Here is a 6,000-nt window from a genome sequence, read left to right as displayed (position 1 = left end):
GTCCTGAGGCAGAACTGTCACCGATGTCCTGAGACATCACAGGGCGCTGCGCACATGCAAACCTCCAAAACGCGTGTCTTTGTGGGGAAGTCGTATACGAGACGGTTCCGGGCGTGCCCACGACGCCGTCACGATGGCCTCGCAGGCCGGTACAGAGTGCGGGACAGAGCCGGGACAGGGTCAGTACAGCCGGAGGTTGCGGGAGGACTGGGCGGCGGCGTCGGGCACGGTGGGAAGCACGGAGATGAGCGTGCCCGGCACGTCGCCGGAAACCTCGGTGGTGACGACGGCGGCCGCGGAGACCTGCTGCCCGCCGGCCCCGGTGATCACCAGCGCCGACACCTCGTCGGGAACCCTGGGGGTGAGCGTGGTGGTGGCGGGGACCGTGACCTCGTCGGTCCACTCCCCATCCGCCGAGGTCAGGCTGACGGTGGCGTCGGCTGCCCCGGAGTTGGTCAGCACCACAGTGGTGTCCAGACCGCCCTCGCGGGGCAGGGCGAGGGTGGAGCCCGCGGCGTCGGCGGCGGCCTGCACCCAGGCCGTGTCGTGGGCGAGGGCGCCGGAGCGGTCGGGGTACTCCCCCGCGCTGCGCACAAGCTTGACGGCCGCGCCCACTGTCGCGTCCGAGGTCACGTGCACGGCGTAGGCGCCGGGGTCCACGCCCGCCAGGGAGATGTCGAAGACGGCGCCCGGGTCGACGGTCACGGCGGTGGCGCCCGGCAGGTCCTCCTCGCCGTCGGCGCCGATCAGAGAGATCGACACGGTGGCGGGGGCCTCGGCGGGGTTGACCACGCGCACGGCCGGAGAGTCGGAGGAGTCGGCGCCGTCGGCCTCCGTCTCCCCCTGCGCGGCGGCCTCCACGAGCACGACTCCGGGGATGGTCAGGTCGGTGGCGGGAGCGGCGCCGGCGGTGAGCGTGTCGACGCCGGCGGGGGTCTCACCGTCGAGGGACTCGGTGACCAGGGCCGGAATGAGCACGCCCCCGTCCGCCTCCACGCTCAGCGCCAGGCGGTCGTCCGCCGCCCCGGCGGCCTCGAGCAGCACGCCGACGATCTCACCGGCGCCGACGGCCACCTGCCCGGAGGATGGCAGGGTGAGCTCACCGGTGGAGCCGTACAGGTGGATGGTGGCGGTAACCGTGGTCAGTCCGGGGTTGGTCAGCCGCAACTCGGAGGAGGAGCCGACGGCGGCCGAGCCGCCGACGATCCAGGCGACGGAGGCGGGGGCGGCACAGGGGGCGGCGCTCAGGCCGCGCAGGTCGCCGCCGGCGGTCAGGGTGGTGACCGTGCCGACGGCGCCGGTGGCTTGGCCGCCGGGGGCCCGCACCGTCAGGATGCCGCCGTCGGCGGTATCGAAGGTGGTGGTGGCGTCCTCGAGCGACTCCGAGCCGTAGGTGAGGGTGGAGTCGGCGTCGAGTGCGGTGATGGTGGTGGATGCCGTGGGCTCGTCGAGGTCAATGCCGCCGATGGTGTTGTTCGGGGCTGCGGGACAGGCGTAGACGACGTCGGCGGCAGGGGCGGGCACCGCGGTGGCGGTTACGTTCTGGCTGGTCGCGCGCGGACTGCCGGTCCCCCACCAGGTCAGGGCGAGGACCGCGGCCAGCAGCAGGAGCGCGGAGGCGACGCGCCCGGCGATGGCGAAGAGTTTGCGATGGGGAAGGCTCATACGGTGCGCCTCCTGCGGCGCAGGGGCAGGGCGAACAGGGCGGTGATGACCCAGATGACGGGGATGCCGCGAGCGGCGATCGCGCCGAGGGTGGTGCCGTGAGTGACCACGAGTTCGCCGCCGTCGGCGGGGACGATGAAGGCGGTGCGCCAGCGGCCGGCGGCGTCGGGCACGGTGGTGGCCGCAAGTGGCTCGCCATTCAGGGTGGCCCGCCAGGCACCGTCGTTGCGCTCGGCGAGCATGAGCACGCGCCTGCCGGTGCCCGCCTGAAGGGCGGTGCGGACGGCCGTGGCTCCGGTGGCGTTGGCGGGGATGGTGGTGGCGGTGCCGTCGGCGGCCTGCAGTACGGCCCGGGCCGATTCGGGGGCGGCGGCGGGGGCGACGCGCCAGGAGGTGCCGGAGTCGGTGCGGGCGAGTTGTTCCAGGCCGGGGGTGGACTCCAGGCCGGCGCGGGTGGAGGCGGTCAGTTCGTCGCCGGCGGCGTCGGTCAGCAGCACGACGGCGATGCCGTGGGCCGCCAGGGCGTCGGCCACGTCCTCGTCCTGGCCGGCGGCGGCGCGCACCACCAGGTCGGCGAGTTCGGCGTCGGCCGGGTCGGTCAGGGTGGTGGTGAGCGGGTCGTCTGCCGCGGTCGTGGCCGGCGCGGGGCTTGCGGCCGCGGTGGTTCCGGACGCCATGCGCATGGCGAGCTGGGTTGTCAGGACGTCGGGAGTCACGTCGGTCAGCTGGGTGCCGTCCCCGCGCCAGATGCGCACGCGCAGTCCGGAGTCGCCTCCCGACAGGATCAGTACGCGTCCGGCGGTGTCGGAGGACTGGATCTCAGCGGCGATCAGCGGGATGCGGCTGCCGGCGGGCCGCAGGGCCATCACATCGGCGTCGGTGCCGGTGGCGGTGGAGGCGTGGGCCGCCAGGGCCCAGGCCCCGCCCACGCTCAATGGGGCGGCGACGGCGATGACACCGGCGCCCACCAGCCCGACGCGCGCCCAGCGCCTCCAGCCGGGAGCGTGGGCGGGCAGGGCCGCATATGCGGCGTCGCCGGCGGCCAGGGCGGCGGTGAGCAGGCCGGCAAGGGCGAAGGAGACGCCGGTGCCGGCCCAGGCGGCTACGGTGACGGAGCCGGTGCCGTCGGTTTGGGTGCCGACGGCGACGATGACGCGCGTCCCGGCGGCGGCCAGGGCCAGCCCGCCCAGTGCCATGAGGAAACCGGCGCGGGCACAGTTGCCGCGGCGCCCACCGGTCAGCAAGCCGAAGACCGCCGCGACTGGGACGATGGCGAGTAGGGCCTTGGCGGTCAACGCAAGGTTCGGGTCGGCGATCAGGGACTCGACGTCTTGCGGCATGCCCAGGAGGGTTTCGATGGTGCTGGGAGGGGCGACGGCAGCGGGCAGGCCGGTGTCGGTGAGCAGATAGTGCACGCCGTCGTCCACGTCACCGGCCTGGGCCAGGCGCGCGGCGCGCCACCAGGCGGGGGTGGCGGTGGCCGCGACCGGTACGAGCGTCAGTAGCAGGCGCGGCGCGCTGCGGCGCATGCATGCCGTCAGCACAATCAGGCCGACGAGGATAAGCGCGGCGGTGGCGGGGGCGGCGGCCACGATCAGGCTGAGCAGCAGTCCCGCCGCCGCGGCGGCCGTGGGTGAGCCGGGGCCGTAGCGCTCCGGCAAGGGCAGCGGCGGGCCGGCGGCCTCGGGCACCTCGACGGACTCAGCGGCGGCAGCGTCTGTTGCCGGCGGCTCGGCGTCCGCGGACGCCTCCGATGCGGCGAGGGCGTCCGCCTCGGAAGCGTCGGCAACCTCCGCCAGTTGGTCCTGCGCCTCCTGAGGGGCCGCGGGGTCGTCGTCGGCCAGCTCGGCCAGGTCCTCAATGCGGGCGGCGGCGAAGCGGTCGAGCTCGGCCTTCTCCGCCTGGGTGGCGTGGTGCGCGCCCACCATCCCGGACAGGACCACGTCGCGCCGATCCGCCCCCACGGCGCGTGCGAGCGCCGTCAACGCCCACGGCAGCGTCAGGTGCACGATGACGGCGGTGAGCCGCCCCTGTCCGACGGCCAGCAGCAGCCCCGGGGCCAGCGCCCACACGAGCGCCGCCCAGGCGCGCAGCGGGTTGCGGCGGGTCACGGTGCCGGCGGCGTACCAGGCGCCGAGCGCCGCCAGGGGGACGGCCAGCACCAGCAGGATATGCACCAGGGCGTCACCGTCGAGGCCGACCCAGGAGCCGACCGCCACCGGCAGGGCCAGGGTGGCCAGCAGTGGACTCAAGGCGGCGGGATAGCCGTCTCCGGAGCCGACCCAGGTGGACCAGGCGGCGTCCCACAGGTCGCGCCCGCTGCCCCCCAGGCCGGGCAGGGCGCCACCGGTCACGGTGCGGGCGACCAGGACCTGCGACAACCCGACAGCAGCGAAGGCTCCCGCCACGATCAGTACGCCGGCCAGGACGAGGCGCCGCCGCCGGGTCAGGGCGGCCAACTCACGCAGTTCCAACTCGCTGCGGGCGGCCTCACGGGCGGCGCGCTCGCGCTCCTGGCGCCGCCGGTCGCGGCGGGCGGCACGGATGTCGGCGGCGCTGACGTACAGCTCGGACAGTACGGTGCGACGCACGTCCTGGTGCGCGGCGAGCCGCCTGCGGCCGCGCCGGATCGCGGCGCCGCTGCGAGCGACGGCGAGGGCGGCGGCCAACTCGTCACGGGCCAGCGCGGGTGCCTTGGTCAGCAGCCGCCAGGCGGCACGGGCCAGCCCGAGCAGGACGATCCAGGCCAGCAGCAACGGCAAGGGACGGGCCGAGAAGGTCGCCCATGCGGTCAGCTGCGCGCTGCGCCGGGCGCGGAAGGAGCGGTCCGGATCGGGTTCGGGGACGGCGACGGTCGGAGGCGTATCGCTCTGGTCGGCGTGACCAGGGACGCGGTGCGGGCCGTGGGGCTGTTGGGCGGGGCGCAGGCCGAGGTAGCTGGCGCGGCGGTGGCGCAGGACGGCGTCGGGCACCACGACGACGCGGTGGCCGGCCAGGCGCACGGCGCGGGACAGCTCCAGGCCGTCGTCGAAGAGCGGGAACGCCGGTGAGATGCCCCCGAGCTGGTCCCAGACGGCGCGGTCGATCAGCGCCCCGGCGGTGCCGACGGCAAGCATGTCCGTGCGGTCGTCGTGTTGGCCCTGGTCTACCTCCCCCTCGACGACGTCGTTGGCGCGGCGGGCGGATGCGGTGGTGCGCAGGCCCACCTCGAGCAGTTCGTGGGGCCGTTCCCAGTCGACCTGCTTGGGCCCGGCCAGGGCAATGGAGCGGGCCGTGCGTACGGCGGCGAGCAGCGCCGCCAGGCAGTCGGGATCGGGGGCGGAGTCGTCGTGCAACAGCCACAGCCAGGAGCCCTCGGTGGGCTGGGCGGCCGGTGCGTCGACCTCGGTGGCACGGTAGATCTCGGTATCGGAGATCGGCGACATGGCGCCGGTGGGGCCGGTCAGCTGCCCGGAGGCGGTGGTAACGGCGCCGGTGGTCGCGTCCGGCCGGTCCGTCTGGCGCGACCCCGTGAAGTGGTCGCGGTGACGGCGGCGCTTGCGGTTGCCCTTGGCGATCAGCTCGGCGTACTTGGTCAGGCCGCGTCCGACGGCGTCGCCGAAACCGGCGGCCTCGGGTACGTGTACCACGCGTACAGCGGTGACCGCGTCGGTACCGGATTCGACCACGGCCTCCTCGATGGGTGTACCGTCACCGAGTCCATTGGCGCGAGAGGCGACGTCGACGATCAGCAGTACGTCGGGAGCGACGGTTTGGCCGGCCAGGGCATGCAGGGTTTCAGGCAAGTAGGGGGTGACCCCGGCTGAGACGAGGACCGCGAGGACCCCGCCGGGTGCAGGTTGCTGGGCGGCGCTTCCCGCCTGGCTCATACCGCGCGCCGTTTGAGCTTGCGGCGCTCGCGCTCGGACAATCCTCCCCAAATCCCGAAGCGCTCATCGTTGGCCAGGGCGTACTCCAGGCATTCCTCACGGACTTCGCAAGAGGCACACACGCGCTTGGCTTCGCGCGTGGAACCTCCCTTCTCAGGGAAGAAGGCCTCGGGGTCGGTCTGAGCGCACAGCGCGCGCTCCTGCCAGGCCAGGGGGCCTTCGTCTGGATCGTCGTCGCCGAGCAGAAGGAGGAGCGCCTCGTCGTCGGCGTCGTCGGACCGCTCAAGCGGCCCGTCGCCGAGGATGTTCCACACGATGGCTTCCCTTCAGGATGCGGACGATGTTCACGTAGAATTACACGGGTGTGAGCCGCCGTGAGTCAAGCCGCGGCAGAGAAGTTCACTTAATTGCGACGGCACGCAGACCGGCGCAGACACGCCGTTATAAGGCTGAACTTTTACGTATC

The 6,000-nt window shown here is 73.7% G+C and carries 3 protein-coding genes; all 3 read right to left on the bottom strand.

What is annotated here, in order from left to right; genetic code table 11:
* Positions 1–180: 180 nt before the first annotated feature.
* From BN1056_RS07820 to BN1056_RS07810, 3 genes are read right to left on the bottom strand one after another with little or no spacing between them, the layout of a single operon-like run.
* Positions 181–1,665: a DUF5719 family protein gene (locus tag BN1056_RS07820; RefSeq protein ID WP_210580214.1), complete on the bottom strand. Its 1,485-nt coding sequence runs from the start codon at positions 1,663–1,665 to the stop codon at positions 181–183.
* A complete protein-coding gene (locus BN1056_RS07815) occupies positions 1,662–5,534 on the bottom strand; it encodes a glycosyltransferase family 2 protein (protein ID WP_210580212.1) in 3,873 nt (1,290 codons plus the stop codon). Before BN1056_RS07815 ends, BN1056_RS07820 begins: the two co-directional genes overlap by 4 nt.
* On the bottom strand, positions 5,531–5,779 hold the full coding sequence (locus tag BN1056_RS07810; RefSeq protein WP_275405338.1) for a WhiB family transcriptional regulator: 249 nt from the start codon (positions 5,777–5,779) through the stop codon (positions 5,531–5,533). The genes BN1056_RS07815 and BN1056_RS07810 overlap by 4 nt, the downstream gene beginning before the upstream one ends.
* Between the last annotated feature and the right edge of the window lie 221 nt (positions 5,780–6,000).

The sequence above is a fragment of the Actinomyces succiniciruminis genome, from assembly GCF_900002405.1.
Taxonomy (GTDB): domain Bacteria; phylum Actinomycetota; class Actinomycetes; order Actinomycetales; family Actinomycetaceae; genus Actinomyces; species Actinomyces succiniciruminis.
This window is presented reverse-complemented; position numbering and strand designations above follow the sequence as displayed.

What these genes read in the sequence shown, in the direction of transcription:
- BN1056_RS07820 (WP_210580214.1), bottom strand. Translation starts at nt 1,665, where the DNA reads ATGAGCCTTCCCCATCGCAAACTCTTCGCCATCGCCGGGCGCGTCGCC.
- BN1056_RS07815 (WP_210580212.1), bottom strand. Translation starts at nt 5,534, where the DNA reads ATGAGCCAGGCGGGAAGCGCCGCCCAGCAACCTGCACCCGGCGGGGTC.